27 protein-coding genes are annotated in these 24,292 nt (G+C 39.0%); 15 read left to right on the top strand and 12 right to left on the bottom strand.

Annotated features, from left to right (window positions below):
• Nucleotides 1-89: 89 nt before the first annotated feature.
• Genes LVD16_RS08520 through LVD16_RS08510 form a run of 3 tightly spaced genes read left to right on the top strand, consistent with a single transcriptional unit; the run spans nucleotide 90 to nucleotide 2,911 of the window.
• A complete protein-coding gene (locus tag LVD16_RS08520; protein WP_233773507.1) occupies nucleotides 90-968 on the top strand; it encodes a DUF58 domain-containing protein in 879 nt (292 codons plus the stop codon).
• Nucleotides 961-1,869: a hypothetical protein gene (locus tag LVD16_RS08515; protein ID WP_233773506.1), complete on the top strand. Its 909-nt coding sequence runs from the start codon at nucleotides 961-963 to the stop codon at nucleotides 1,867-1,869. Before LVD16_RS08520 ends, LVD16_RS08515 begins: the two co-directional genes overlap by 8 nt.
• Entirely contained in the window at nucleotides 1,859-2,911 is a 1,053-nt protein-coding gene (locus LVD16_RS08510) for a vWA domain-containing protein (RefSeq protein ID WP_233773505.1), read from the top strand. Before LVD16_RS08515 ends, LVD16_RS08510 begins: the two co-directional genes overlap by 11 nt.
• On the opposite strand, the gene LVD16_RS08505 is transcribed toward LVD16_RS08510, so the two are convergent.
• Complete coding sequence (locus LVD16_RS08505; protein ID WP_233773504.1) at nucleotides 2,908-3,519, bottom strand: LysE family translocator; 612 nt, start codon at nucleotides 3,517-3,519, stop codon at nucleotides 2,908-2,910. The two genes, LVD16_RS08510 and LVD16_RS08505, sit on opposite strands and share 4 nt — an antisense overlap.
• Nucleotides 3,519-5,066: a GH3 family acyl-acid amido synthetase gene (locus LVD16_RS08500; protein WP_233773503.1), complete on the bottom strand. Its 1,548-nt coding sequence runs from the start codon at nucleotides 5,064-5,066 to the stop codon at nucleotides 3,519-3,521. Before LVD16_RS08500 ends, LVD16_RS08505 begins: the two co-directional genes overlap by 1 nt.
• 67 nt (nucleotides 5,067-5,133) lie before the next feature.
• On the opposite strand from LVD16_RS08500, the gene LVD16_RS08495 reads away from it, so the two are divergent.
• Both LVD16_RS08495 and LVD16_RS08490 read left to right on the top strand, forming a co-directional pair.
• Nucleotides 5,134-5,811 carry a YggS family pyridoxal phosphate-dependent enzyme gene (locus tag LVD16_RS08495; RefSeq protein WP_233773502.1) on the top strand — a complete coding sequence of 226 codons (678 nt, stop codon included), beginning with the start codon at nucleotides 5,134-5,136 and terminating at the stop codon, nucleotides 5,809-5,811.
• The gene (locus LVD16_RS08490; RefSeq protein ID WP_233773501.1) at nucleotides 5,801-6,184 is read left to right on the top strand and encodes a DUF423 domain-containing protein; all 384 of its coding nucleotides are present in this window, start codon (nucleotides 5,801-5,803) and stop codon (nucleotides 6,182-6,184) included. Before LVD16_RS08495 ends, LVD16_RS08490 begins: the two co-directional genes overlap by 11 nt.
• 55 nt (nucleotides 6,185-6,239) lie before the next feature.
• Here LVD16_RS08490 and LVD16_RS08485 read toward each other — a convergent pair whose 3' ends face one another.
• From LVD16_RS08485 to LVD16_RS08475, 3 genes are all read right to left on the bottom strand, one after another.
• Nucleotides 6,240-6,659 (bottom strand): DUF1573 domain-containing protein, encoded by a 420-nt coding sequence (locus LVD16_RS08485; protein WP_233773500.1) that lies wholly within the window; start codon nucleotides 6,657-6,659, stop codon nucleotides 6,240-6,242.
• 70 nt (nucleotides 6,660-6,729) lie between these two features.
• Nucleotides 6,730-8,133 (bottom strand): ATP-dependent DNA helicase, encoded by a 1,404-nt coding sequence (locus tag LVD16_RS08480; protein WP_233773499.1) that lies wholly within the window; start codon nucleotides 8,131-8,133, stop codon nucleotides 6,730-6,732.
• 3 nt (nucleotides 8,134-8,136) lie between these two features.
• The gene (locus LVD16_RS08475; protein WP_233773498.1) at nucleotides 8,137-8,577 is read right to left on the bottom strand and encodes a PaaI family thioesterase; all 441 of its coding nucleotides are present in this window, start codon (nucleotides 8,575-8,577) and stop codon (nucleotides 8,137-8,139) included.
• 78 nt (nucleotides 8,578-8,655) lie between these two features.
• Here LVD16_RS08475 and LVD16_RS08470 point away from each other — a divergent pair, with 78 nt between their 5' ends.
• From LVD16_RS08470 to coaD, 4 genes are all read left to right on the top strand, one after another.
• Entirely contained in the window at nucleotides 8,656-9,141 is a 486-nt protein-coding gene (locus LVD16_RS08470; protein WP_233773497.1) for an NUDIX domain-containing protein, read from the top strand.
• 78 nt (nucleotides 9,142-9,219) lie between these two features.
• Entirely contained in the window at nucleotides 9,220-10,029 is an 810-nt protein-coding gene (locus LVD16_RS08465; RefSeq protein WP_233773496.1) for a hypothetical protein, read from the top strand.
• A 9-nt stretch (nucleotides 10,030-10,038) separates the two neighbouring features.
• Nucleotides 10,039-10,926 (top strand): DUF3822 family protein, encoded by an 888-nt coding sequence (locus LVD16_RS08460; RefSeq protein WP_233773495.1) that lies wholly within the window; start codon nucleotides 10,039-10,041, stop codon nucleotides 10,924-10,926.
• 14 nt (nucleotides 10,927-10,940) lie between these two features.
• A complete protein-coding gene (gene coaD / locus LVD16_RS08455; protein WP_233773494.1) occupies nucleotides 10,941-11,402 on the top strand; it encodes a pantetheine-phosphate adenylyltransferase in 462 nt (153 codons plus the stop codon).
• Nucleotides 11,403-11,405: 3 nt separating this feature from the next.
• On the opposite strand, the gene LVD16_RS08450 is transcribed toward coaD, so the two are convergent.
• Nucleotides 11,406-12,089 carry an NUDIX hydrolase gene (locus LVD16_RS08450; protein ID WP_233773493.1) on the bottom strand — a complete coding sequence of 228 codons (684 nt, stop codon included), beginning with the start codon at nucleotides 12,087-12,089 and terminating at the stop codon, nucleotides 11,406-11,408.
• Between the two features lie 102 nt (nucleotides 12,090-12,191).
• On the opposite strand from LVD16_RS08450, the gene pyrE reads away from it, so the two are divergent.
• The gene (pyrE, locus tag LVD16_RS08445; protein ID WP_233773492.1) at nucleotides 12,192-12,827 is read left to right on the top strand and encodes an orotate phosphoribosyltransferase; all 636 of its coding nucleotides are present in this window, start codon (nucleotides 12,192-12,194) and stop codon (nucleotides 12,825-12,827) included.
• 260 nt (nucleotides 12,828-13,087) lie between these two features.
• Here pyrE and LVD16_RS08440 read toward each other — a convergent pair whose 3' ends face one another.
• The 3 genes from LVD16_RS08440 to LVD16_RS08430 are packed head-to-tail and all read right to left on the bottom strand — an operon-like array spanning nucleotide 13,088 to nucleotide 15,846.
• Nucleotides 13,088-13,822: a TIGR02757 family protein gene (locus LVD16_RS08440; protein WP_233773491.1), complete on the bottom strand. Its 735-nt coding sequence runs from the start codon at nucleotides 13,820-13,822 to the stop codon at nucleotides 13,088-13,090.
• A gap of 50 nt (nucleotides 13,823-13,872) precedes the next feature.
• Nucleotides 13,873-15,009: a LysM peptidoglycan-binding domain-containing protein gene (locus tag LVD16_RS08435; RefSeq protein ID WP_233773490.1), complete on the bottom strand. Its 1,137-nt coding sequence runs from the start codon at nucleotides 15,007-15,009 to the stop codon at nucleotides 13,873-13,875.
• Between the two features lie 45 nt (nucleotides 15,010-15,054).
• The gene (locus LVD16_RS08430) at nucleotides 15,055-15,846 is read right to left on the bottom strand and encodes a DUF4905 domain-containing protein (protein ID WP_233773489.1); all 792 of its coding nucleotides are present in this window, start codon (nucleotides 15,844-15,846) and stop codon (nucleotides 15,055-15,057) included.
• A 59-nt stretch (nucleotides 15,847-15,905) separates the two neighbouring features.
• Here LVD16_RS08430 and LVD16_RS08425 point away from each other — a divergent pair, with 59 nt between their 5' ends.
• Genes LVD16_RS08425 through LVD16_RS08405 form a run of 5 tightly spaced genes read left to right on the top strand, consistent with a single transcriptional unit; the run spans nucleotide 15,906 to nucleotide 20,401 of the window.
• Nucleotides 15,906-17,252, top strand: coding sequence for an NfeD family protein (locus LVD16_RS08425; RefSeq protein WP_370687647.1), 1,347 nt, complete (start codon nucleotides 15,906-15,908; stop codon nucleotides 17,250-17,252).
• Nucleotides 17,249-17,986, top strand: coding sequence for a 3-deoxy-manno-octulosonate cytidylyltransferase (kdsB, locus tag LVD16_RS08420; protein WP_233773487.1), 738 nt, complete (start codon nucleotides 17,249-17,251; stop codon nucleotides 17,984-17,986). Before LVD16_RS08425 ends, kdsB begins: the two co-directional genes overlap by 4 nt.
• A 21-nt stretch (nucleotides 17,987-18,007) precedes the next feature.
• Entirely contained in the window at nucleotides 18,008-19,120 is a 1,113-nt protein-coding gene (locus tag LVD16_RS08415; protein ID WP_233773486.1) for an acyloxyacyl hydrolase, read from the top strand.
• Entirely contained in the window at nucleotides 19,117-19,869 is a 753-nt protein-coding gene (locus LVD16_RS08410; protein ID WP_233773485.1) for a head GIN domain-containing protein, read from the top strand. Before LVD16_RS08415 ends, LVD16_RS08410 begins: the two co-directional genes overlap by 4 nt.
• A gap of 1 nt (nucleotide 19,870) precedes the next feature.
• Nucleotides 19,871-20,401 (top strand): NADPH-dependent FMN reductase, encoded by a 531-nt coding sequence (locus tag LVD16_RS08405; protein ID WP_233773484.1) that lies wholly within the window; start codon nucleotides 19,871-19,873, stop codon nucleotides 20,399-20,401.
• Nucleotides 20,402-20,546: 145 nt separating this feature from the next.
• Here LVD16_RS08405 and ftsZ read toward each other — a convergent pair whose 3' ends face one another.
• From ftsZ to LVD16_RS08390, 3 genes are all read right to left on the bottom strand, one after another.
• Nucleotides 20,547-22,121: a cell division protein FtsZ gene (gene ftsZ, locus LVD16_RS08400; RefSeq protein WP_233773483.1), complete on the bottom strand. Its 1,575-nt coding sequence runs from the start codon at nucleotides 22,119-22,121 to the stop codon at nucleotides 20,547-20,549.
• A gap of 39 nt (nucleotides 22,122-22,160) precedes the next feature.
• Nucleotides 22,161-23,468, bottom strand: coding sequence for a cell division protein FtsA (ftsA, locus tag LVD16_RS08395; RefSeq protein ID WP_233773482.1), 1,308 nt, complete (start codon nucleotides 23,466-23,468; stop codon nucleotides 22,161-22,163).
• Nucleotides 23,469-23,535: 67 nt separating this feature from the next.
• Nucleotides 23,536-24,288 (bottom strand): cell division protein FtsQ/DivIB, encoded by a 753-nt coding sequence (locus LVD16_RS08390; protein WP_233773481.1) that lies wholly within the window; start codon nucleotides 24,286-24,288, stop codon nucleotides 23,536-23,538.
• Nucleotides 24,289-24,292: the final 4 nt, after the last annotated feature.

The following is a 24,292-nucleotide window of genomic DNA, read 5'->3' as shown; positions in this document are numbered from 1 at the left end:
AAAATAATTATCCCTGCTAAATAATCACTCTTTTGCAAATTGCAGATAATCGTGAAATTTGTAATAGTTTTATAGCGAAAATTAGGCCAATGAAGCACCTGTTAAAAAAACTGCGAAAATATGAAATCCAAATTAGAAAGGCTATCAACAGCCAGATGCAAGGAGATTTTCATTCTATTTTCAAGGGATCAGGACTAGAGTTTGATGATGTACGCACCTACCAATATGGTGATGACATTCGAACTATAGACTGGAATGTAAGTGCTAAAGGACATGGTACCTTTGTGAAAACCTTTAAAGAGGAAAAGGAGCAAACGGTATTTTTCATATTAGATGTTAGTGGCTCTCAAGAAATTGGTAGTCCAGGAAAGCAAAAGCTGGATATAAGCAAAGAAATTTGTGGAGTGCTGGCACTATCTGCGGTAAAGCAAGCCAGCCAGGTAGGTTTAATTTGTTATTCAGATCAAAAAGAAAAATATGTAAAACCGGCCAAAGGCCCCAGACAGGCATATGAATTAGTAAGCAGTCTGGCTAAACTCAAGCCAACATCATATACCACAAATCTCAATGCTGCTATCTTATGGACTCTCAATGCCATAAAGAAAAGAAGCGTAATCATTTTCATTTCCGATTTCATAGATGAGGATTATGAGCACAACCTGAAAGGTCTTGCCAAAAAGCATGATGTGGTGATGATAAGAGTTACTGACAAGAGAGAAACCAGGCTACCTAAGCTGGGAATTGTTCCTGTTTTTGAAAAAGAAAGCCGAAAAACTATCTGGGTAAATACATCGTTTGGGAATTTCAGATCGAAAATAAAGCAGAATTATGATGTGAATGAGGAAGCTCTTTCTATTTTCGCTAAAAAGCACCAGATCAACTTCTTATCAGTAGATACAGAAGAAGATTACGTGCCCAAACTCCTTAAATTATTCAAAGTAAGAAATAAAACAGTAAAGAGTGTTTAGAGGTATTTTAGGTCTGTTATTCGTTTTATTTTTTGTAAACCAGTCAGTTTTAGCCCAGGAAATTGAACCTAAGGGCCTATTTCTGGAAGACACCATTAAAATTGGAACGCCTGTAGGGTATTCTCTTTCCTTGAAATACCCAAAAGAACTTGACGTGGTGTTTCCTGATTCTTTATATGATTTCTCACCTTATGAAATCGATCATAAAGAATACTTCCCTACCAAATCTGACAGCACCCATAGCTATGATAGTGCGGTTTACTATTTCTTATCATTTGAGATAGATAGCATTCAAACGTTAAAACTGCCCGTTTTTATTCTGCACAGTAAAGATAGTACCACAGTCTATTCCAATACTGATTCTATTATTTTAGATCAATTAGTAGAGGAAGTACCAGACTCTGTGGCTATAGAGGCCTTGCCATTAAAAGAAAATACTACTTATAAGAATGTAGACACGCAATTTAACTACCCAGTACTTATCTTAATATTAGGTATACTGATTGTGGCAATTACCATTTTCCTCATCATATTCGGAGGAAAAATTAAGCAGAATTTTGTAATAAGGAGGATGAGAAAATCATATCAGAAATTTGTGGCATCTTATGATCAAATTATTTCTGATTCAGCCACAACCCCGACTTTTAAGGCTGAAAAAGCATTGATCTCATGGAAAAGATATCTGGAAGGACTTGAGAGAAGACCTTATACCAAACTTACCACCAAAGAAATTATAAAATGGTATAAAGTAGAGGGGATTGAAGGATCTCTTAAAACTATTGATAGAGCCATTTACAGCAAGCAAAGTACTGAAGAGCTTATGCCGGCTTATACCAGCCTTAAAAAGTATGCTCATGACAGGTTTAACCAGAAAGTAGAGGAGGTGAAAAATGACAGATAATTCAGGATTTGACATGCCATGGTATTCATTGAGGTGGTTTGCAGCTTCTACTTTTAAGAGCTTCACCTGGGAGTATCAGCTCGTGCTTTACGCCTTGCTTCTGATTCCTATATTTATCGTTCTAAGGTGGGTAATCAGGCATTTCTTTAACCAAAAGTTGCCTATAGCGCTTACTAAAAGTCAGGTAAAATCTAACCCTACCAACTTGGTGAGATTGATTCCGGACATTCTACTTATCTTCTTTGTGGCCCTAGTAATTGTGGCTTTGGCCCGTCCTCAGAAAACCAATGAAAAAGTAGAGCAATGGACTGAAGGGATCGATATAATGCTAGTGGTAGATATTTCGCAATCTATGCAGATTGAAGATTTCAAACCTAACCGCCTTGAGGCCGCTAAAAAGGTAGCTGAAAATTTCATTGATGGCCGCTTTCAGGATAGAATAGGTATGGTAATATTTTCTGGAGATGCTTATTCATTATCCCCACTAACCACTGATTATGACCTACTTAAATCATACATCGAAGAAATAAACTTTGATATGATTGAAAACAGAGGTACGGCCATTGGTAGTGCTTTGGCGGTAGCCACCAACCGTATGAGAGAGTCTGACTCTAAATCAAAAGTGGTGATTTTGTTAAGTGATGGAGACAACACCGCCGGAAATATAGACCCTATAACCGCTGCTAAGCTGGCTGCTGCCTATGACATTAAGATTTACACCATTGCCATAGGCAAAGAGGGTAAAGTACCTTTTGGACAAGGCTTCTTTGGCAGACCCAGGATGATAGATAATACCCTTGATGAGACTACACTTAGGGAGATCGCGAAAATCGGTGAAGGCGAATTCTATAGGGTGTCTGATAATGAAGCTTTACAGCAAGTTTTCGATTTAATTGACAAATACGAAAAAGCTGAAATCAAAGAGTCAAGGTATAAGGACACCACTGACTTCTACAGAAATTATCTACTATGGGCCATGTGCTTCTTCCTTTTATGGCTTCTCCTAAAGTCCACGTTTATATCTAACGTGCTTCAGGATTAAATGCTATAGATAAACATATGAATGCCGAAGCCAATCATGGCAAGACCCACGATCAGATTTAATATTTTAAAAAGCTTAGGGGTAAATAGTTTCCTTAGCCTACCAGCCAAATAAGCTTTTAAGACATCACTGCAGAGGGTTACAATGAGAATGGTAATAAAGAAAGCTAGTAACTCGTGTCCATGGTATTGATATCTGGCAGTAGCCAAGCTCATGGCTCCTATCCAAAACAGGAGTACGAAAGGACTGACACCGTTGATGATAAAACCTTTGAATATAAACCTGAACTTACCCTTTACGGCTACAGACTTAGCTTCCGTAAAAACAGCTGCTTTCTGAGATCTAATGAGATAGTATAAACCAAAAGAGAAAAGTATCACTCCTCCTATATAACCGATCCATACATTATATCCGGCATTATCTACAAACTGAGAAACGCCCAGGTAAGCTAAGCCAATAAAAAGAGCATCACTAAAGAAAATACCCAACGCCACAAAAACTGCCTTGTCTAATCCTTTCTCTATACTGGTTTGGATGAGTGTGAAAAACACCGGCCCCACCAAAACCATAAGTAAAAGACCAAACAAGACCCCATTAACAATATACATTACGAATCAATAGTCTTTATAAATTCCTTCCAATCATCATATTGATGACTTTTAATAACACGAGGGAATTTATGTTGCCCTCCCACTTTTCCTTTAGACTCCATCCATTTATAGAAAGTGCTCACCGGTAGAACATCTACCAGCACTTCCTTTAGCGCAGCAATCCTTTCGACTTTATAATCGTCATTTAATTCTTTCAGGTAGCCATCTAGCTTTTCTCTAATTACGTTAGGATCAACATCAGCATCGGTTCCGATATACCAATGATGGGCAAATAGTGTTCCGTGAGGGATACCTGCTACTGTAAATTCTCTGATGGTGATGTTAAGTTCATCAGAAAGCATTTCTATGGCCTTATTCATATTATCCACAGACATGTGCTCTCCACACAAACTAAGGAAGTGCTTGGTTCTTCCCGTGATCACTATCTCGGCCTCTTCCTTAGAAACTATCTTCACCACATCCCCGATCATGTATCTCCATGCACCTGCACAAGAAGATAATAGTAAGGCATACTCTCTGCCTTCCTCTACCTCGTCAATCATGTAAGTTGGTGCGTCGGCAAGGACCTCACCGTTATCATCAAAATTTTGCTCTTCAAATGGCACAAACTCATAGAATGTTCCATTATTAAGCACCATTTTCATACTGCGAGTATCCGGCTTGGCCTGAAAAGCGATAAAGCCTTCAGAAGCCAGGTAGGTCTCTATATAATGAATCTCTCTACCTAAAAGTCTTTTAAATCCTTTTCTGTATGGATCAAAGGAAACCCCTCCATGCACATACACGGTAAGGTTTGGCCATACTTCATGGATATTATCTACCTGATAATGCTCCAATATTTTCTCCATCAATATCTGTATCCAGGCAGGCACCCCTACAATGATACTGATATTCCATTCTTTGGCCTTTTTAGCTATCTCCGTCAACTTCTCGTCCCAATCTCTGGTTTGAGCTATCTTTTTACCAGGCTTATAGAAATGTTGGAACCAAAACGGTAGCTGAGCAGCTTGTATACCACTGAGGTCGCCCTCAAAGTAGCTACCCCTGTTATTTAAATGCGTACTTCCCCCAAGCATAAGTATGCCACCCTGAAAGATCTCTGAGGGAAGATCATATTTAGATAGTGATAATATCTGTCTAATACTGGTCTTTTGAATGGCGCGCTTCATATCCCTTGTAATAGGAATGTATTTTGAAGAGGCCTCTGATGTACCTGAGCTCAGGGCAAAATATCTGATTTTCCCTGGCCAGCACACATCATTTTTGCCACCCTGCGCTTTTTGCCACCAGTCCTTATACATTTTATTGTAATTATGTATAGGAACCAGCTCCTTATATAAATTAAAGAAGGCCTTTGGATCTAACTCCCTGTAAGATTTCAGCACCTTATCGAAATCGTAGTACTTTCCGAATTGGGTCTGACTGGCGGTGATTAGTAGTTTTTTTAATTCCTGCTTTTGTAGGTCGTAAGGGTTCGAATACTCTTGCTCAAGGCTCTCTCTAATTCGAATTCCCTTCTTTAATAAAGTACCTAAAATAGGCATATGCTCTCAGTTAAAATTTCTTACTTTGTCAGTAGTAAATATTGAATCGATATTTAAAACTATACAAATGGATATCAAAAACAATATTAAAGAATTTAAAAGTTTTTTATCAGACAAATCTTGTCGATTAGTTGCTGTAAGCAAAACTAAGCCCAATGATCTTATACAAGAAGCTTATAATGAGGGGATTAGGATTTTTGGTGAAAACAAGGTTCAGGAGTTATCAGACAAGTATGAGGTTTTACCTAAAGACATAGAATGGCACATGATAGGTCATTTACAGAGAAATAAGGTAAAATATATCGCTCCGTTTGTGAGTCTCATTCATTCTGTAGACAGCCTGAGACTACTCAAGGAAATTGACAAGCAGGGCCAGAAAAATGACATAGTCATCTCTTGTCTACTACAAATTCATATCGCCAAAGAGGAAACCAAATTCGGATTATCTGAGGAAGAGCTAATAGAACTCATCGAATCTGAGGAAGTTGCTGAAATGAAAAACATAAAAGTGGTAGGTCTCATGGGCATGGCTACTTTCACTGAAAAGGAATCTCAAATTAGAGAAGAGTTTCAGTCGTTAAAGTCACTATTTGATACCATGAAAGAGAAGAGCCTTCCTGATAACGTAGAGATGGCGGAGCTTTCCATGGGTATGAGCGGCGACTATGAGATAGCTGTAGAAGAGGGAAGCACATTAATTAGAGTGGGGAGCGCGATTTTCGGAGCGAGAAATTATGCCAACTAAAAGTAAAAATATTCTTATTACAGCCTGTGCTCTGGGAGCATTGTCTGTTATGATTGGAGCCTTTGGAGCTCACGGCTTAAGGCCATTACTTACTGAATATGGCAGAATAGAAACATTTGAAACGGCCGTTAAATATCAATTTTATCATACACTAGCCTTATTAGCCATAGGTATAATAGATACCAAGTGGCCTCAAAAACTACTTAGCTATGCCGCCTATAGCATTTTTATAGGTGTGATTATCTTCAGTGGGTCACTGTACATCTTATGCCTAACTAACACACCAATTTTAGGAGCCATTACTCCTTTTGGCGGAGTGCTTCTGATTGTGGGCTGGGTGTTATTGCTACTCGGAATAAGAAAGATTAAATAAATGAAAAAGGCTAGCCAAATCGGCTAGCCTTTTTCATGTAATGTCTATTTACTCCTTAGTTAGTATCTCCAGATTCTTCTTTTGGAAGAACATTAGCAGTAATAGTTAATCTATACTTCTCTTCAGAGTTACTAATAATGGTAATTACTTTATTCTGTGTTCCCATTTTACCAGCACTATTAAACTTGATAGTCATGCTAGATTCCTGACCAGGAGCAATTGGGTCTCTAGGCCAATCAGAAGCAGTACAACCACAAGTAACTTGTACGTTGCTGATAACAAGAGGCTCGTTTCCTGTATTCTCAAACTTAAACACGTGCTCAACTTTATCTCCCTGATGGATATCACCGAACTCATGTTTCACCTCCTGAAAAGTCATAGCAGGTCCATTTTTGGTCTCCATAGTACTATCTTCTTGAGCTAAAGCGCTGAAAATCACGAAAATCCCAAAAATAAATGATACAAAAGTCTTCATATTAAGATCGTTTTTATTGGTTACTAATTCAAAGTTATCTATAAAGAACAGCAATCCTGCTCAATATAATTCAATTAACAAACATTTTCTTGTTAAAATTCACTAAAAAAAGTTGATCTGTAGCACGGGTAATTGCCGTATACAGCCAGCGTACATATTCTGTATCTATCCCATCCTCCTTCAGGTAACCTTGGTCTACAAAAACAGCATTCCACTGCCCACCCTGAGATTTATGGCAAGTAAGTGCATAGGCAAATTTCACCTGCAGTGCATTGAGATAAGGATCTTTTCTCATAGCCTCACGGCGCTCCTTTACCGAAGCCAAATCCTGATAATCTTCCATGATCGCCTCATACAGCCCTCTATTCTGCTCGGAGTTAAGAGAAGGAGACTCCGAATGAAGTGTATCCAGTATTACCTTAGCCTCGAATGATGTTTCTGATTGATAGTCTAGCATTCTAAGTTCTAACGTAGCAAATCTAAAGCCATACATTTCTTCGAAGTTTACTATCTTCATTACCTCCACAAAATCACCATTGGCCAAAAAACTACCAGGTACATCATCAGGGGTGAAAACGTAATTATTTCGAACTATCATAAGAATTTCTCCCACCTCCAATTCAGACTCATAAAAGTGAATTCTATTTCTTATGTATTGATTATAGTTATTAGCCAGCTTATTAGATCTGCAGATAATTATAGTGTTTTCCATGCCGAAATTATCATAGGCATACCTCAAGCCATCTTCCATCTTCTCACCAGTCATCTTATAAATGTCCTTATGGCCTTTGGTACTGAATAAGATTTCCGGTTTCTCTTTCCCCAACTGATTTCGTAGATCTGTAGCGTTCATAAGAATACCGGAATCACCCTCCTGCCTCATTACCTCGGTAAGCAACGAATGATGTACCGATACACCATAACCCGACTCCAGGTAATCTTTATCCAGCGCCGGACTTATTAGCTGGCCCACTGGCGGAAGCTGTGCATTGTCACCTATGAGAATAAGTTTATTACTCTCCTCTGAAAATACAAACTGTATAAGATCTGAAAGCAGACCCCGGCTACCAAAACTCTTATCTTCATGAATCATAGATGCCTCATCTACAATGAATACGGTATTTTTCGCGTAGTTCTTTTGTCTTTTAAAGGCTGGCCCTTCAGAGGCATCACCTACCTGTTTGTAAATCCTTTTATGAATAGTGAAAGCTACCCTCTTAGCATATTGAGACATTACCTTGGCCGCTCTTCCTGTCGGAGCCAGCAGAACGAACTTCTTATTAAATAAAGGCAATACCTGCGTTAAAACACTAACTACCGTAGTTTTACCAGTACCCGCATATCCTTTAATCACTAAAACAGATTTCTCGTCCTTCTCCTTCAGAAAGTCATCCACTTGAGAGAAAAGGCGGAGCTGACCTGGCGTAGGCGTAAACGGAAACTTATTTTTTAATATGTCTGACGGGTTAGGCATAAACTAGTGTGCTTCAGGAAATATAGTCACCATGGTGGAGCTAGACTTGGCAATGAGCGTTTTCTTATCTCCTTTTACTACATAGACTTCTGCTTCACAAAAATTAATCTTTTTCCCCTGCTTTAGCACCCAGCCTTTAGCAAACAGCTTTTCACCGGCACCAGGATTTAGGTAAGAAACTTTCAACTCACCAGTAACCACATGTTGATTAATGGGCAGCAAGGTATAGGCAGCAAAACCCATGACACTATCAGCCAGAGTAGCGATTACGCCACCATGAACCAACCCTTTTTGCTGAAGATGAAATTTCTCAATATCCATCCATCCTTCTGTGTAGCCTTCCTTTATTTCTGACAATGAGAAATGGATGTGCTGCATGAAAAATTGCCTTTCTAAAAACTTTTCTACCCGCTCCTTGTATTGAGGATTATAACTTTTAACCATATTTACTATTTTACTTCACAAATATAAGCCAAACCTTCACCCATAAACAGTGAATGACAAGATACCCGAAACTAACTGATGGATAAGAATTTAGAAAAAACATTTGGCAACAGAATAAGGGTCAGAGTATCTGGCATTTGTATAAAACAGGACAGCCTTTTACTTGTTAAACATTCTGGGCTTGGAAAGAAAGGAATCCTTTGGGCTCCGCCCGGCGGTGAAATTGACTTTGACGAAACAGCAGAAGTTGCATTGATCAGAGAATTTAAGGAAGAAACAGGCTTAGACATTCAGGTGGATAAGTTCCTATTTATCAACGAGTATAAGGAGAATCCGCTGCATGCGGTGGAGCTATTTTTTCAGGTCAGCGCATTGAATGATTCCCTAATAAAAGGGCACGATCCGGAATTGGAAGAGGAAAATCAGATCATTAAAGAAGTGCGCTTTGTGACTTTTGATGAAATAGTGATTATGGCAGATGAAACATTACATAATATACTTCACGAAGCGAAGGACAAAAATTCGATATTAAATATGAACGGCTATTTTAAATTTTGCCGATAATTGTATAAAATAGCGGTTTAATAAATTATGTATTGCAGTTCAAAAGTTTTATTATTGCACCAAAAAAAAACGTAGAAAATGAACGTCACCAAAATTATTTCTATACTATTACTTATAGGAAGTCTAGGATTAGCTTACTTTCTATTTGATGATATAAACACAGAAATCAAGGCTAAGGAACAAATTGCCTCACAGGAAGCAGCTGTTATTGATCGCTTAATGCTTATCAGAGAAGCAGAAATTGCTTATCAAGAGGTAAATGGAAAATATACTAGTGATTGGGATAAATTAGCTGACTTCATTGCTAATGGTCAATTCCCTATTGTAGAAAGAAAAGAAACAGTTTATACTTTAAGCTACGGAGCTGATAGTACAGTGGTTTCTTACGATACTTTAGGTATGATTCCTGCCAAAGAAAGAATCTTCATCCAAACTCATAACGTTACAGCTGCTAACAATGGTACGTTCGTAAATTTCATTGCTGAAGTTGGATCTAACGTGACTAAAAGTTCAGGTGCCTACGTTCTTAATCAAGATGGTAAAAGAACTACTCACAAGTTTAGAGATAATGGTAAAGTAGTTAAGAAAGAAAATATATCAGCTGGTCAAAAAGTTACTAAAGGAGATCTTTTGATGACACTAGAAGAAACTAAATTTAACGAAAACATTGACCTAAGCCAACTAGCTTACGTGCCAGGTTTAGATAACGTGAAATTTGAAATCTTCGCTGATCAGTTAGACAAAAATGGAAGTGCGGTAAACGTAATTGAGGTTAAAAACTCTCATCCATTTGACCCTACAAGAACCGAAGACGCAGAAATCAAAGGTAGAAAGCCTTTAAGATTCGGAAGCAGAACAGACGTAACAACATCAGGAAACTGGGAATAATATTATATTTTGAATACCGCTACAGCCAGCTATAAGCTTATAAAGAAAATAAAGGACGAGAAGTTTGATGTAGAAAATCTTCACCTTTATAATCTGATGATTCAGATTGGAATCAGAGACTTACAGGTGGCTGTAGTTGATTCTACCAGCAACCGTACTCTTCTTTTAGAAGATTATATATTATCAAGTGCCAAAACTCACCACGAGTTCTTAGACATCTTAAAGGCACTATTTGGAGACCACCACATATTGATGGCTGGTTTCTGGAAAAACGTGAGAATTAGCATTAAAAATTCTAAATTCTCTTTAGTCCCTTCATCACTATTTGTAAAAGAAGCGCTAGTAGACTATTTAAGTCTTAACAGCCCTGTAAATCCTGAAAAGGAAGAGGTGCTTTATTACAAGCACATTAAGTCAGATGCTATTTGCGTTTTCGCTATTAATAGAAACCTATACCAATGGCTTAAAGAGCTATATCCTAACGCAGATGTAGGCTTCTTGCACCAGTCTAGTGTATTGATAGAAGGAACAACCAACTACGAAGAGTCTAACAAAAAGGACACACTTTACCTTTACATAGACCGTTTTAAACTGCACCTTATTACCCTTAAGAACAATAAACTGGAATATTATAACCAGTTTTCTATTAAGCAGTTTAACGATTACATTAAATACATTATGCTGGTAATGAAAGGATTACAGAAGAGCCAGCAAAAAACTGAGGTGATTTTATGGGGCTACATCGGTAAGCAGTCTCCTCACTATCAGGAATTTTACAAGTTTATCAAAAACATATCTTTCGGTGAGAGACCTTCTTACCTTGACTTCGGATATATTTTTGATGAGGTACAGGATCATCACTATTTTGACTTGTACAGTATCCACCTTTGCGATTAGCAAACAAACCCTTCATGAAAAAAATAGCTATTTTTCCTGGCTCCTTTGATCCCTTCACCAAGGGGCATGAGGACATAGTTTTACGTGGTTTAACACTATTTGACGAAATTATTATCGGTATAGGCCATAACAGCAAAAAGAACATCAGATACTTTGATATTGATGTTATGGTAGGTTTAATAGAAGAGACCTTTAAAGACTATGATAATATAAAGGTAGTGGTATATAATGAGCTTACGGCAGAGCTGGCTAGAAAGCATGGAGCCAACTACTTACTGAGAGGGCTAAGAAATACTACCGACTTTGAGTATGAAAACAGCATTGCTCAGGTAAACAAATACCTTTATGAGCATTTGGAATCTGTTTTCCTGATTACATCACCAGAGTTAGCAGCAATAAGCAGTTCTATTATCAGAGAGGTACATAAGTACGGAGGAGATGTAAGTGACTTCATCCCCTACCCGCTTCCTAAATAAGCCTTATTCCGTTTCCTCTTTCTCCTTTTGGAAGTATTGATCAAATACAAAGCCTATAGATTTGTATGAGTCCTGGAGGGCGTGAAAAATCTCTTTACGTGTCATCCATCTCACCTCTTCAATATCTTCTTCCAGCTGAGGCTTCATTTTTGAGTCTTTAACTATATCCATACTATACCAGGCGGTCTTCTTTAAAATGCGCCTTTTCTTCATGGTATAGGTATGCCATGTAGTACAAATCTTCGCTTGAAGATCTACCTTAACGTTACATTCCTCTTCCACCTCTCTTTGAGCTGCCACACGGTTTCCCTCACCCTTATCTAGCTTACCCTTAGGCAAATCCCACTTTTTAAGGCGGTAGATCATAAGGATCTTATCCTTCTTTCTTACAATACCACCTGCGGCTTTGATGATCTTAAATTTCTTTTTCAGAAACTTCTTCATATCATCATAGTCATCGATGGTCAAGGTTAAAGCAATAAGTCCTTGAGGCACTGTGGTATCCAGCAGATCAAACAAATGATCCAAGTCCTCACGTTTCACATGCTTTATCCAAACCCTATGCAACAATTTAGCCTGTGTGATAGGCTCCACTTCTGCATTTATGATATTGTTAAATTCACGCTTATCAAGCTTCTCCGTAGCTTTCACCAGCTGAACAGGAATGTCATTGATGAATAGGTTCATCCAAGATTTTTTAGTCCAGTCACAAATGAAAAAAATATTTGGCAGCACGCCAATAGAATTTCCGTTTTTTAATCCATAATTTCGCATGCAAAACACATAAATATGTCTGCAGATTTAGGATACACCATCGCCGCGAAACTTTTAGATATTCAAGCAATTAAGCTCAACCTTGATTCTCCTTTCAGCTGGAGCTCCGGATGGAAGTCACCTATCTACTGCGACAACCGGTTATCTTTATCCTTCCCTGAGACAAGAACTTTAATAAAAGATGCCTTAGCCAGCACTATTAAGGAGCAATATCCTGATGTAGAAGCCATTGCTGGGGTAGCCACTGCCGGTATACCACAAGGTGCCCTTGTAGCTGATGCCTTAGGAGTTCCTTTTATCTATGTTAGATCCAAACCTAAAGGACATGGCATGGAAAACATGATTGAAGGTAAAATCACTGAAGGACAAAAAGTAGTGGTAATCGAAGACCTGGTATCTACCGGGGGAAGCTCTCTGAAGGCTGTAGAAGCGCTTAGAGCTGTTGATATGGAAGTTCTTGGTATGGCAGCCATATTCACCTACGGATTCAATATAGCCGATAAAAACTTCACTGACGCTGATGTATCTCTTGTTTGCCTGAGCAACTACAACCTATTAATAGAAGAAGCATTAAAAAGAGGGTATGTTTCTGAAGATCAGATAGACTCTTTAAAAGAATGGAGAGAAAGCCCAGATACCTGGGGTAAGTAATTTGAGTTTGATTGCTTGTGGAGATACAAGTGCAGTAGATTGTTTGGCGAGATTGTTTGTGGGGACACAAACAATGGCGGAGTGGATTCAAAAACTTAGGTGAGACTGTTTGTGAGGACACAAACAATGGCGGAGCGGATTCAAAAGCTTAGGTGAGATTGTTTGTGAAGACACAGACAATGGCGGATGTAGATACAAACAATAGAGAAATACAATTGCGAAATTATTATTTGTTTGTTGGCCTCGTACATTCAGCCTTTTTAAAACTTCTCTTCAACTCCGAGGCCGAATAGGGCAAAATCATATTTTACCGGATCTTCTGGATCAAAGGACTTTAGTTCAGCCGTTAATTCTACGGCTGTTTGCCAATCAGTTTGTTTTCTTTTGATGAGCCCCAATTTTCTAGCTACTCTATCTACATGTAGGTCACAGGGGCAGATGAGCTGACTCTGCTTTATGTTAGTCCAAAAGCCAAAATCTACACCGGCTTCATCTTGCCTAACCATCCAGCGAAGGAACATGTTTATCCTTTTGCAAGCTGATTTTCTTTCCGGGGTGGCAATATGTTTTTTAGTACGCTGAGGGGCATCTGGCAGACTAAAGAAGGTATGATGAAAGTTTTTAATGCCTTCACCCACATGCTCACTTTCTGCATTCAATCCTTTAATAAAAGCCGTTTCAAGTGTGCCATTATGCTGATAAAATTCCCGAAAGAATTCGATGAAGTACAGGGTATCCGTAGCATTAAATGTACGGTGCTTAAAGTTTAAAAACTTCTTGAGATCACTTTCCTCATGATTAATGATAAAATCATGAGGAGCATTATCCATCAGCCCGAAAAGCTCATTGCACTTATTGATTATGGTTACACGCTGCCCCCAGGCCAGCACAGCTGCTACGAAACCTGCTATTTCTATGTCTTGCTGCTTAGTATACTGATGAGGGATAGATACAGGATCATTCAGAATGAAACCCGGGTGATTGTATTCCTCCACCTTAGCATCTAAGAAAGCCTTTAACTGATCGTGCTTAATAACTCAATGATTTATGGAAGGTATGAAAGAGACACTCTGAATTTAGGATCTATGGCACCTAACCTATCATAAGCTGATTTTGAGATTCTTATGAGAACATTATCGTTAACTCCGGTATCAGGTAACTTACCCATTACTCTAACAAAAACCTCCTGGCCATTCATTTCATTTCTCACTTTCATAATAGTGCCTACTTTGGCTGTTCTATGAAGTGCTAAATATTTTCTGGTATTCCCCGAACCATCGATCAGTTGAGCATTTCCAGATTCGATAATTTCTTTCTTAAAAGTAGGCTCCATGGTTCCCTTTGGTGTGGTAACTGTGGTGCTATCTTTCTTTCTAGCTATAGAAGGAAACTGATTCTCCTCAGATGTAGTAGTTTCACTGGATACTGGCTTAGTATGATCAAATACTGGCTCTTCTTTCACCGTATTTGTTTCAGCGGCTCCATTTGATTTGCCTACAATCAATTTTTGACCTACACTTATAGCAGTAGCTTCCTGAAGGTCATTCCAAACCATAATCTCACCCATGGCCACATCATATTTCTTAGAAAGTGAATACAATGTTTCGCCGGCTTTCACCTCATGGATTTTATCTCCAGACGCTGCAGGCGTATTTGATGTGGGAGTATTATTGGTTGCAGTAGCTGTATTAGATTGCTTAATAATAAGCTCCTGCCCTATGTCTAAAACATTTCCTTCAATACCATTCCACTCTCTCAGCTCTTCACGGGTGATGCCATACATCTTAGAAATGGAGTAGATAGTCTCCTTAGGCTTTACCACATGTATTTTCTTACCAGGATCTGATGATACTGGTTTGGGTGTAGTCACTGTGTTATTTACAGGGGTAGTATTATTTGGCTTATTAGAAACAACCTCTGTCTTAGCCGCTTTCTGGTAAGGAATTTTCACTATCTGCCCTACTTCAAGTCCAAATTCCACAGGTGGGTTATGTTCTATGATATTGTAAATAGAAACATTATATCTTCTGGAAAGTGAATACAACGTTTCCTTGTCTTCCACTTTATGAAGTATAAATACCTTTCCATCTTTCTTCTCCACCCCTACTGAATCCATTGGGTAGATTTCAGCACGACCATAAAAACTGCACCCTAGAAGTGCAACTAATAAAAAATATCTCATTCCCCTTTTGAAAATTATTAAACCGGATAAATTATAAACACTAAACTAGTTAACGTTATCTATTCGTAAATGATATATAAAAAGCTCAGAATTATCTTTAACAAAAATAAGCTTATCATCATAAACGAAGAAGGTATCATCAGCTATTCCTGGCAATTTTTGCCCAATTAACTCATTTAAATAAATATTGCCCTTTCTATCCAGAACTATGAGCTTATTATTTAGAGTTTCCTCTTCATTATAATAATATGAAACAACTATAAATTGCTCATTCTCAAAGTAATGAGCTCCTTTCACTATCCCTATGGCCAGCCTTGATTTTAGGAATTTACTCACCGTATGAAAATGAGGCGAATCCTGCTGGTAGTAGAACGGCTGTATTATCGGAATATTTTCTATTTCCTCTTCCGTAGTAGCAGCCACGGTATTACCAGTTCTAAAATCAACAATAAAAGGATCTTCCTCGCCTTTTTTCCCTAGTAAGAGATGGTTATTGCCCGTTTGAAGCAACCGTACTTCTTCTTTGGTCCAAAGGATTTTCTTACCAGACACATCGTAAGCAAAAAAGTCTTTATAGTCAGGATTATCCTTTCCGCCATAGGTATAAAACAGGATTACATTTTCATAGACATAAGAGGCGCTGATCCACCACTTCTCTTCAAATGTGAGCCCTTCTATCAGCCATTCATTATTTTCCAAATCAAGCAGATAGTACTGCGCCAGAAGCTCATCAGGATGCCTGATTTCCAGTAGCATATAATCACTACCAAAAGCAGATATGATATTCCAGATCTTACCCTCAGATAAATATGAAAATTTAAGTGGGAGTTTTCTCACGTGCTTATTTATTTGTTATTTTAACAAAATTAAGGCATTAATAACTCAAAAAAGTGATAATACGAAAGATATACTGGCTTCTTAACATATTGTTCATAGTTGCCACACCATTTATCAGTTTTGCTCAGGACTCTACCATGGCTAAAGTCATGAAAATGGAGATAAAAGCAGAAATTGATCCGCGCATGAACCGCTATGTAGAATTAAGTTTGGAACACGCAGAAGACATAAAGGCAGATTATGTAATTATAGAAATGGATACCTATGGAGGTGCCGTAACAGATGCCAAGGACATAGTAGAAAACATTCTGAATTTTAAAAAGCCCGTTTGGGTCTTTATCAATAAAGATGCGGCATCAGCAGGGGCTCTAATCTCTATTGCTTGCGACAGTATTTACATGTCTCCCGGCGCTAATATTGGTGCTGCCACGGTGGTGACTTCTGATGGGGTAGCAGCTCCGGATAAGTATCAATCTTATATGAGAAGTACCATGCGATCAATAGCTGAAGAAAAAGGTAGAGATCCAAAAATAGCTGAGGCTATGGTAGATCAGAATCTGGCAGTAGATAGCGTATCTGAGGCCGGTCAGGTGATCACATTCTCTACTTCAGAAGCTATTAAATGGGGATTTTGCGAAGGAAAAGTCAATTCTATAGATGAAATATTAGAAAGGAATGGCGTAACCAATTATGACATTGAGACTTACGAGCTAGATGCCACCGAGCAGATCATTTCAGTATTTCTCAACCCATTTATCAGTGGACTTTTGATCCTGGTTATCATTGGGGGCATTTATTTTGAATTACAATCACCTGGCATAGGATTCCCTATATTGGCGGCCATAATTGCCGCTGTTTTATACTTTGTTCCTTATTACCTGAATGGCCTGGCCGAAAACTGGGAGATCATCTGCTTCTTCATAGGAATAATACTCATCGCCATGGAAGTTTTTGTGATTCCTGGCTTCGGAGTAGCTGGTGTGCTCGGTATTACCTTTACTTTGAGTTCATTAGTTCTCGTAATGCTGAATAATGATCTATTTAATTTTAGCTTTGTGGGTAGTAACGAACTCCTACTGGCTCTAGCAGCTACTTTAGGAGGATTTTTGGGAAGTCTGGCCGTTTTATTTATTGGCGGCGTGCGGTTTACAGAATCAAAAGCATTTGCCAGAATAGCACTGACAGATACCATGGGAAGAGAAGAAGGCTTTACTTCTAACTTCAATGAAGTATCATTAGTAGGTAAAACAGGAGAGGCTTATACCATTCTTAGACCAAGTGGCAAAGTGCTCATTGAAGGTGAAGTATATGATGCTTATACCAGAGGCGAGTACATAGAAAAAGGCACCCCCATAATAGTTACCAGCAATGAAGGAACGTCTCTTAAAGTAAAAGTTAACGAATGAAGATACTGGGAATTATTCCAGCAAGGTATGGATCCACCCGCTTTCCAGCCAAGGCATTAGCCGATATTGGTGGTAAAACGATGGTACGCAGGGTTTACGAACAAGCTAAGAAGGCTTCTATGCTCAGTGAAGTGGTGGTAGCTACAGATCATGAAGCTATTTATGAAGAGATAATAAGCTTTGGTGGTGAAGTAGTCATGACCTCAGAAGACCATCAGAGTGGTACGGATAGATGTTACGAAGCCCTTCAGCAACAAGGCTCTACGTATGACTATGTCATTAACATTCAAGGTGATGAGCCTTTTATAGCACCTGAACAGATCAATTTGGTAGCTGAAATGTTAGATGGAGAAACTCAGCTGGGGACACTTATTAAGAAAATAGACAGCTCTGAAGATGTATTTAACCCTAACGTGGTAAAAGTGATCTTCAACAATACTAAACAAGCCATATATTTCAGCAGAACTCCTCTACCATACAACAGGAATCATGAAAAAGATGACTGGCTTAATCAGCATAGTTATTACCGACATATTGGGATTTATGCCTACAGAACGGATGTTTTGGAGCAAATAACTCAACTAGGTGTGTCTTCACTGGAAAAAGCCGAATCTCTGGAGCAGCTCAGATGGATTGAAAATGGTTATGCTATTCAAGTAGCTGAAACCAGCTATGACTCTATTGGCATTGATACGCCGGAAGATTTGGAGAAACTAAAACCTTTCCTCAGTTAAACCAAAGGCCTTTTTCTCCTTATGATGCAGTCAACCAAAGTGGTTTTAGTAATGATTTGCCTTTTCAGTTTGCCCAGGCTCTGCTCCGGTCAGTTTAAAGGTCATGATAATAAGATCATTAGTGCAGAATATATAGGTGGTTTTATCTTTGAGCATAAGGCTGGTATATCGCACCTGATAACCCACCACCCAGTTGGCTTAAGAATAGACTTTGATCGTGAGACCTATGGTGGAAAACCATGGCAACAACGGTATAATTTTCCTGATATTGGTTTTACTGCCATTTACCTGGATTATAAAAACCCTGTAATAGGAAAGTCAATAGCTATTATACCTCATTACAAAGCATATATCAATAAGAATAAGCAAGCTAAGAATCAATTTCATTACACTATTGGCTTTGGAGCAGAGTATAATACTGAAAAATATGACCGGGAAACCAATAACAAAAACAATCTGCTTAGCACTGACATTAACGGCGCCGTTTTATTTGAAGCCGGCTACAGGAGAGAAGTTACTCCGCAGCTATTCTTTTTAAGCTCAATATCATTGACCCACTTCTCAAATGGATCACTGAAAAAGCCGAACTCTGGCATTAACATCGTTTCGGCTAATGCAGGCATCGCTTACAAGTTTAACTACCAGCCCAAAGAGTATATTTTCAAGGACGAACCTAAGGCCGAGAGGTCTGTAGGATTTACCGCCACATTAGCCTCTGGCATGCACGCCTATTCCAGACAAGGTACTGGTCAGCATCCGTTTTTTGTACTCTCAGGAACGGTTGATAAACGACTAAACCATAAAAGTGCCTTAGGTCTGGCTGTAGAATGGTTTGGGTCGTTATCTATGAGAGAGGATATAAAGTATGACTGGCATCTCATGGATGAGCCTAATAAGCCCAGCTGGATGCGACTGGGAGTAGCATTTAGCCATGAGCTATTTGTTAGTAGGCTTTCAGTGCTTACACAGGCTGGTTATTATGTGTTTGATGAATACGATTACTTTGGCAAAATGTATTTAAGGATCGGTTTAAGAAGGTATTTTAAAAATAAGATGTACACTTCCATCCTTTTAAAATCACATGGAGCCAAAGCAGAGGCATTTGAATTTGGAATAGGATATAGATTTAAATGAGAAAGGTATTATTCAACATATTGACCTTTGTAGCTATTCTATCCTTATTTGCTCAATGCGATAATGACAGCGCTCCTGATTGCCTGAAAAAAGCAGGAAATACAACCACTGTAGAGCTGGAAGTAGATGCTTTTGAAAAGATTGAGATCACCAACAGTTTAAATGTATTCATTAAACAAGCCAGCGAGCAAAGGGTAGAACTCACGGTCGGCAGTAACCTGATTAACGATATAGCCTATTCTGTAGACGAAGGCGGTGTTTTATACTTAACCAACAACCTAGGTTGCAAATGGGTAAGAAGCTATGGTTTTCCAGAAGTGACTATCTACACCCCCGACATCAATAACATTATCAACAATGGAGACGGAACTGTGTCCTCTATTGATACCTTAAAACTAGACCGATTGAGCGTATCTTGCGAAGATAGAAGTGGCGATTTCGATCTTACTATTGAAACTAACTACTTCGGAGTGGTAACTAATAGCCTGTCAAACTTTCGTGTGGATGGCCTCACGGATGAATTTAGAATATTCTTTGCCGCTGGTGATGGGAGATTTGAAGGTGAAAATTTAAAAACAAGAAATGCGAATGTGACCAACAGAGGATCTAATGACATTATAGTAAATGTTTCTGATACTTTAACAGGGAGCATTCTCTCTTCAGGAAATATTATATTAAGAGGATCAAGACCTAAATTGATTGAAATAGAGGATAGAAATTTAGGCGAACTAATAGACCAAACCCAATAAAATGGAGAAGATCATAATTATATGCGGAACTAACAGAATTGACTCTGTATCTTATAAAATAGCTACTATATACCAGGAAATTTTAGATGGTTTAGGAGTTAGCAGCGAACTGCTAGATCTAACCGAATTGCCTGCTGACTTTGCTTTTTCTGCGCTGTATGAAAAGGCCGGAATGAACAAGGATTTCAATCACTTCAGAAAAGTAATGCTGAGCAGCCAAAAGTTTGTTTTTATTGTTCCTGAATATAATGGCTCTTTCCCAGGAGTGCTCAAGACCTTTATAGATGGCTTACAGTATCCGGATAGCTTCACCAATAAGAAATGTGCTTTGGTGGGTGTATCATCTGGTATTCAGGGTGCTGGCATGGCGCTTAGCCACCTTACTGACATCTTTAACTACTGCGGCATGCATGTGTTGGCACAAAAGCCTAAGTTATCTCACATCAACCAGCATTTTCAGGATGGAAGCATTGTAAATGAGCTTTACACCCAGCTTCTAACAGACCAAGCAGAAAAACTTATCGCCTTTTAGATAGAAATAAAAAAACCTCCTGGGGCGCACCCCGGAGGTCTAGTTGAAAAAGATGACACTACAGCACCGGCCAAAAAATTTACAACCAACAACCACTACAAAATTGGAAGCAAGCCGGTTGCGCTGCCATGTCAATCAGTGATCTTTAATCAACATTATCGTGTAGGAATCTATTGTTTCCTAATATCTGATTATCATCATTTAAGTTATACTTAGACACGTGAGGCTCAGATGAGTGAGGCACGTTTTGTAACCTGATATCCTTTCTCAAGTAAGCAGGCACATCTAATTTTTCCTTAAACTCTTCAGCTCCCATGTCAGCTTTATGCAGACCTTTAAGTCTGTCTATTCTGTCCTGAGCTTTTTTACGCATTACATCTTTGGTGTTCTTATTCACGTCCATCATGCCATCATCATTGATGCGCTGATCAGAATCATCTTGCATGAATTCGAACTCATCCTCTAGCTCAGAGAAAAGACCGTCGTCACCATCGTCATCATTAAAATCTGAGTTTACCGGGCTGGTGAAAGAATAGCTTCTATCAGGCTCAGCAAAACGATTGTCTGATGCGTTGTTACCGTCGTTAATATTTCTCTTGCTCATCTCCTGCTTGGCATGATTCACTGTATTGTCCACTTCGAACATAGTGATCTGCTTATTAGCATCAAGATCATACACCTTTCTCTCCTCTTCCTGAGGGTGCTCAGCCATTTTAGAAGGTCTGTTTTGAGGCAGGTATGCCTGATCATGATCAAAGCCTGTAGCAATTACTGTCACTCTGATACTATCTCCCAAGTCAGGGTCTACACCGTGACCGAAGATCACCTCAGCATCGTCACCAGCTTGCTCCTGGATGTATTCTGTGATTTCAGTAAGCTCATCCATTTGTAACTCAGCCTGCTCACCAGATATAATGGAAAGCAATATTTTCTGAGCACCAAGGATGTCTTTGTTATCCAATAAAGGCGAAGCTAATGCCTCTTCAGCAGCCTTTCTAGCTCTGTTTTCACCTTTAGTTTCGGCAGATCCCATAACAGCCGCACCAGCATTGTGCATTACTGTTCTAACATCTTGAAAATCGACGTTTACATAACCTGCTACCGTAATAATTTCTGCTATACCTTTGGCGGCTGTGGTCAACACATTATCCGCCTGAGCAAAAGCACTACCTATAGAAAGGTTTCCAAAAATCTCTCTTAGTTTATCATTTAATATAACCAACACAGTATCACAGCTTTCTTTTAAAGCGTTGATCCCTGATTCTGCCTGGTTAGCTTTTTTCTTACCTTCAAAACCGAAAGGAGCCGTAACTATCCCCACTGTAAGGATGTCCATCTCCTTAGCTATTTTAGCTATAACAGGCGCTGCACCAGTACCGGTACCTCCACCCATTCCGGCGGTGATGAATACCATTTTGGTATCATTACCTAATAAATCTCTTATATCTTCTTTGCTTTCTAAAGCAGCGTTTTTACCCACTTCAGGGTTAGCTCCAGCACCCAGACCTTCAGTAAGGTTTACACCTATCTGAATTTTACCTGGAACAGAGCTGGTTTTTAAAGCTTGCGAATCTGTATTACATACTACAAATTCCACATCTTTAATGCCCTGGCTAAACATGTGGTTTACAGCGTTACTTCCGCCGCCACCCACACCAATCACTTTTATGATCGATTTGTGGTGTTTTGGCATTTCAAATTTATATGCGTTTTCAGACATAGTATTTCTTGTTTAGTGGTTGCAAATTGTTATGTCTTCTTAATAATCGCTCTTACCGTCAAGATCGTCTATTAAAAGACCTTTGGTTTTGTTTAAAATCTTGCTGAAGAAGTCTCCTCCTCCAATTTTTTTCTTCTGTTGTACTCCGGGACGGCCGGACACTTTCACTTCATTGTATCTGTTTTCGCGCTCATCAATAGCACGGAAACCAGATAGTACCAACCCAACAGAAGTAGCATACATAGGACTCTTCACTATGTCCACCTTGCTCCTGCCAAGATGCTCGTTAGGATAACCAATTCTGGCATCCATACCAGTCATATACTCTACGAGTTGCTTAAGACAGCTCAGCTGCCCACCACCACCGGTGATTACAATACCACCAGCTAGTCTGTTCTCAAAACCTGAGGTAATAATCTCAGTATGAGCCAGTTCTATTATTTCCTCCATTCTAGCTTCAATAATGTGCGCCAAATTCTTCACTGATATTTCCTTTGGAGCACGGTTTCTGATACCTGGAATAGAAACAATTTCATTAGGGCTAGCCTCTTCAGCTATAGCCTTACCAAATTTAGTTTTAAGTAGTTCCGCCTGGTGCTGCATTACCATACATCCTTGCTTAATGTCTGATGTGATAATGTTACCCCCGAAAGGAATTACTGCGGTGTGGCGTATAATGTTATCATGGAAAATAGCAATATCTGTAGTACCACCACCTATATCTATAAGGCATATTCCAGCCTCTTTTTCTTCATCACTAAGCACAGCCATACTGGAAGCTAAAGGCTCCAGAATAAGATGCTCTATCTCCAAACCAGCTCTTTTTACACATTTGTTAATGTTATTGATAGCATTGGTTTGTGCTGTGATAATATGGAAGTCTGCCTCTAATTTAACACCAGACATTCCTACAGGATCTTTAATACCGTCTTCATAATCTACAGTATAATCCTGTGGCATAACATGAATAATTTCACTGCCAGGAGGTATTACAATCCTGTACATATCATTATTCAATCTGTTAATATCTTCTATCGTGATCTCATCATCATTAGTGCTTCTGGTGATGCTACCATGATGAATTGAGCTCTTTATATGCTGCCCTGCAATACCTACATTTACCACTCTGATATCAATACCAGACTGATCTTCTGCTTCACGTACCGCCTTCTCTATTGCGTTTACCGTTTTGTCAATATTTGTTACTATTCCTCTAATAACGCCATCTGACTCGGCCTTACCCATTCCAAGAACTTCCAGCTTCCCGAATTCGTTCTTCCTGCCCACAATAGCGCAAATCTTGGTGGTGCCGATATCGAGCCCTACTACGATTTTGTCATTTTCCATGGTTGTAAATTTATTTTTAAGTGGTTGTTGTTTTCTAATTTCTTAATTCCTTCTATAGATCGATTTTCTACTCTGCTATTATCTGCCCTTCATACTCCAGGTTTACCCTCTCATAGGTATTCCAGCCTTTCTGCTTTAAAATTCGATCGTAAAATATTTTAAGCTTTTTGAACTTGGCCTCCAGCTTATCTGGCTGCCCTAACTCTACGTACTGCTTTGTTACTTGCGGGTAGAGTATCACGTTCAGTTTTTTATCTATCTCTATCTGAGCTATCTGGGCTCTCCAGAACTTATCTTTACTGATATAGTTGATCAGATTAAATACCTTCTTTCCTTCTTCAGTTTCAGGTAGATCCTGCTTTACCAGCGTGTTTGCATAACCTCCGCTAATCAATAATACTCGCGAGGTAAACTTTCCTGAAGTGGGCAACATGCTGCCATCTTCAGCCACGTAAGCATCTGGCCCCATATTTTGGATCACTCTGGCTACCGGCCTTCTTAAAGAAACCTTTACCACCAGATTACCTTTCAAATCCTTATAGATTTCAGCAGATTTTATAAACTTCTCCTGCTCTACTCTATGCTCTATTTCCTTAAGGTTCAGCTCTTTAAAATCTGTTCCTTTGATAGCTCTATCACCATTTTCAGTCATAAGCGCTATTACATCCTGCTCATCTATGTAATAGTTTTCATGCTGGTTAGCTATACGAATGGCTATGTCTTTACACACTTCGCCGCTCTGCCTGCTATTAGTAAAGCCAATAACAGATATCAGCACCACGGCTGCTATCAGCAACTTCGCCCCGATTTTTAGTTTCATCTTT

Origin of the sequence: Fulvivirga ligni (assembly GCF_021389935.1) — a bacterium.
GTDB classification, from domain to species: Bacteria; Bacteroidota; Bacteroidia; order Cytophagales; family Cyclobacteriaceae; genus Fulvivirga; species Fulvivirga ligni.
This window is presented reverse-complemented; position numbering and strand designations above follow the sequence as displayed.

Bases quoted from the DNA above. Each gene is read 5' to 3' on its own strand.
- ftsA (WP_233773482.1), bottom strand. From the start codon at position 23,468: ATGGAAAATGACAAAATCGTAGTAGGGCTCGATATCGGCACCACCAAG.
- LVD16_RS08490 (WP_233773501.1), top strand. From the start codon at position 5,801: ATGCCAACTAAAAGTAAAAATATTCTTATTACAGCCTGTGCTCTGGGA.
- pyrE (WP_233773492.1), top strand. From the start codon at position 12,192: ATGTCTGCAGATTTAGGATACACCATCGCCGCGAAACTTTTAGATATT.
- LVD16_RS08415 (WP_233773486.1), top strand. From the start codon at position 18,008: ATGATGCAGTCAACCAAAGTGGTTTTAGTAATGATTTGCCTTTTCAGT.
- LVD16_RS08495 (WP_233773502.1), top strand. From the start codon at position 5,134: ATGGATATCAAAAACAATATTAAAGAATTTAAAAGTTTTTTATCAGAC.
- LVD16_RS08405 (WP_233773484.1), top strand. From the start codon at position 19,871: ATGGAGAAGATCATAATTATATGCGGAACTAACAGAATTGACTCTGTA.
- LVD16_RS08475 (WP_233773498.1), bottom strand. From the start codon at position 8,577: ATGGTTAAAAGTTATAATCCTCAATACAAGGAGCGGGTAGAAAAGTTT.
- LVD16_RS08470 (WP_233773497.1), top strand. From the start codon at position 8,656: ATGGATAAGAATTTAGAAAAAACATTTGGCAACAGAATAAGGGTCAGA.
- LVD16_RS08390 (WP_233773481.1), bottom strand. From the start codon at position 24,288: ATGAAACTAAAAATCGGGGCGAAGTTGCTGATAGCAGCCGTGGTGCTG.
- LVD16_RS08435 (WP_233773490.1), bottom strand. From the start codon at position 15,009: ATGAGATATTTTTTATTAGTTGCACTTCTAGGGTGCAGTTTTTATGGT.
- LVD16_RS08520 (WP_233773507.1), top strand. From the start codon at position 90: ATGAAGCACCTGTTAAAAAAACTGCGAAAATATGAAATCCAAATTAGA.
- coaD (WP_233773494.1), top strand. From the start codon at position 10,941: ATGAAAAAAATAGCTATTTTTCCTGGCTCCTTTGATCCCTTCACCAAG.
- LVD16_RS08480 (WP_233773499.1), bottom strand. From the start codon at position 8,133: ATGCCTAACCCGTCAGACATATTAAAAAATAAGTTTCCGTTTACGCCT.
- LVD16_RS08500 (WP_233773503.1), bottom strand. From the start codon at position 5,066: ATGCCTATTTTAGGTACTTTATTAAAGAAGGGAATTCGAATTAGAGAG.
- LVD16_RS08510 (WP_233773505.1), top strand. From the start codon at position 1,859: ATGACAGATAATTCAGGATTTGACATGCCATGGTATTCATTGAGGTGG.
- LVD16_RS08410 (WP_233773485.1), top strand. From the start codon at position 19,117: ATGAGAAAGGTATTATTCAACATATTGACCTTTGTAGCTATTCTATCC.
- LVD16_RS08485 (WP_233773500.1), bottom strand. From the start codon at position 6,659: ATGAAGACTTTTGTATCATTTATTTTTGGGATTTTCGTGATTTTCAGC.
- LVD16_RS08450 (WP_233773493.1), bottom strand. From the start codon at position 12,089: ATGAACCTATTCATCAATGACATTCCTGTTCAGCTGGTGAAAGCTACG.
- LVD16_RS08505 (WP_233773504.1), bottom strand. From the start codon at position 3,519: ATGTATATTGTTAATGGGGTCTTGTTTGGTCTTTTACTTATGGTTTTG.
- kdsB (WP_233773487.1), top strand. From the start codon at position 17,249: ATGAAGATACTGGGAATTATTCCAGCAAGGTATGGATCCACCCGCTTT.
- ftsZ (WP_233773483.1), bottom strand. From the start codon at position 22,121: ATGTCTGAAAACGCATATAAATTTGAAATGCCAAAACACCACAAATCG.
- LVD16_RS08465 (WP_233773496.1), top strand. From the start codon at position 9,220: ATGAACGTCACCAAAATTATTTCTATACTATTACTTATAGGAAGTCTA.